Source organism: Micromonospora sp. NPDC047753, from assembly GCF_040642735.1.
GTDB lineage: Bacteria > Actinomycetota > Actinomycetes > Mycobacteriales > Micromonosporaceae > Micromonospora.
Genome location: NZ_JBEYSL010000788.1, coordinates 1 through 1988, shown reverse-complemented (window position 1 = coordinate 1988; position 1988 = coordinate 1). Strand labels below are relative to the sequence as shown.

Here is a 1988-nt window from a genome sequence, read left to right as displayed (position 1 = left end):
GGTCGGGCCGAAGTTCGACGGCATCCGGGCCAGCACGCCGTCGATGATCCGGATCAGGTTGGCCTGCGACGTGGACAGGGTGTTGATGTTGCCGCTGCCGGTCAGGCCGGTCTCGATGTCGATGTCGATGCCGTCGAAGTGGTAGGCCGTCAGGATCGGCACGATCGTCGCGATGAACCGGTCGGCGACCGCGCTGGAGCTCAGGTCGATGCCCGCTGCGGCCCCGCCGATCGACATCAGGATGGTGGCGCCGGCTGCTTTGGCCTGGCACATCTCGGCCGGGGTGGCAACCTTCACGCCAGCGTCCATGCCGTTCTCCCAGAGGACCGTGCCGTCCGAGCGGATCACCGGGAACGCCGCGTTGATCACGTTGTAGCCGTGCTGGTTGAGCCGGCTGTCGGTGATCGGGATCCAGCCGAGGCCGGGGTGCACGCCGTTGGAGGACCCGTCCCAGTTCTCCCAGTAGCCCTGCAGCACCTTGCCGGTGGGCCGCGACTTCACCGCGCAGGTCCCACCGGTTGGTGGTGGCGTGGTGGGGGGAGGTGTGGTGGGCGGCGGTGTGGTGGGCGGCGGCGTCGTCGGTGGTGGCGTGGTGGGCGGCGGGGTGGTCCCCGAGCACGCGCCGAGGTCACGCCAGAGCGATGGAGTCGAGGCGGGGTTCCAACCGGCACCGGGGTGCGCGGTGTGGGTGACCAGCGCCTGGTAGAGCCGGCCGCCGTAGGTGACCTGGGCGCCCGCCTGGTAGGTGGGCCCTTCGGCCCACGCGGGGGCGGTGCAGGCGACCATCGGAACGGCGTTGGCCGAGGGTACGGCCGCCATGCTGCTGGGGACGAAGGCGACGGCGGCCGTGACGGTCATCGCCGCCCCGGCCACCGCTGCGAAAATCCGACGTCTTCTCATGGCTCACTCCCCAGGCTTCGGCGACCCGCGACCTCCACATATTGACGTTCGTAACCCTTAATATCAAGGGTTGTTTACAGATGGCGGGGAGCGGTCGCCGCGAGAGGGGGGCATGGGCCCTTTTGGTGGCGTGTCCTCCCGCAAGGTAAAAGTTGAGTTATTTTCCTCTTCTGTCCGAGATTCACTGTTGGCGTGAATACGGTGAGGTCGGGCGATCAGGCACGTCATCGCGCCAGCGGCTGTGCGCATCTGCCCGCGTTCGGAATCCACTGACCAACGAGGGAGAAGAGACCATGCTCGGTATCTCGCTACGTCGGCCGAAGACCATCGCCGCAACGCTCGCCGCCGCGACGCTGGTGACGGTGCTCGGCTCAGCCGCCCCAGGCGTGTCCGCGGACGGCGGTGCGCGACCAACCCCGGACGAGGGGCATCGCACCAGACCGACCATCGTCCTGGTGCATGGCGCCTGGGCGGACGGTTCGAGCTGGAGCGGGGAGGTCAAGAGACTCCAGGCACGCGGTTTCGATGTCCAGGTCGCGCCGCAACCCAACCGGGGGCCGTCGATCGACAGCGGCTACCTGAAGGACTTCCTGTCCACCATCGAAGGTCCCATCGTGATCGCCGCCCACTCCTATGGCGGTTTCGTGACGAGCGACGCCGCGACCGGCAACAAGAACGTCAAGGCACTCGTGTTCGTCGACGCCTTCGCCCCGAACAAGGGGGAGACCGTGGAAGAGCTCACCGCGGGCTCCGGCTCGATTCTCGAACCGGCCCTGACCGACCCCACGAGCGTCTTCAAGCTCGTACCGTTCCCCGGCGCCCCGGAGGGCGCGGCCGACGCGTACGTCCTGCCGAAGGTGTTCATCCCCGGCTTCGCCAACGGTCTGCCCCGGCGGCAGGCGGAGGTGCTCGCCGTGACCCAGACCGCTCTGGCCACGAGCGCGCTGGGGGTGCCGGCCACCGAGCCGGCGTGGAAGACGATCCCGGTGTGGGCGGTCATCGGCACCGAGGACCGGGTCATCCCGCCGGCCCGCCAGGAAGAGATGATGAAGCGGGCGGGCGCCGACATCACCCGGATCGACGCCGGC

General features: G+C 68.7%; 2 protein-coding genes. One reads left to right on the top strand and one right to left on the bottom strand.

Features of this window, described 5'->3' with window-relative positions:
- Nucleotides 1–900, bottom strand: a 900-nt coding sequence (locus ABZ749_RS34545; protein ID WP_357235466.1) for a carbohydrate-binding protein, incomplete at its 3' end; no start/stop codon positions are given.
- A gap of 293 nt (nt 901–1193) precedes the next feature.
- On the opposite strand from ABZ749_RS34545, the gene ABZ749_RS34540 reads away from it, so the two are divergent.
- A partial coding sequence (locus ABZ749_RS34540; RefSeq protein WP_357235464.1) for an alpha/beta hydrolase occupies nt 1194–1988 on the top strand: 795 nt, incomplete at its 3' end.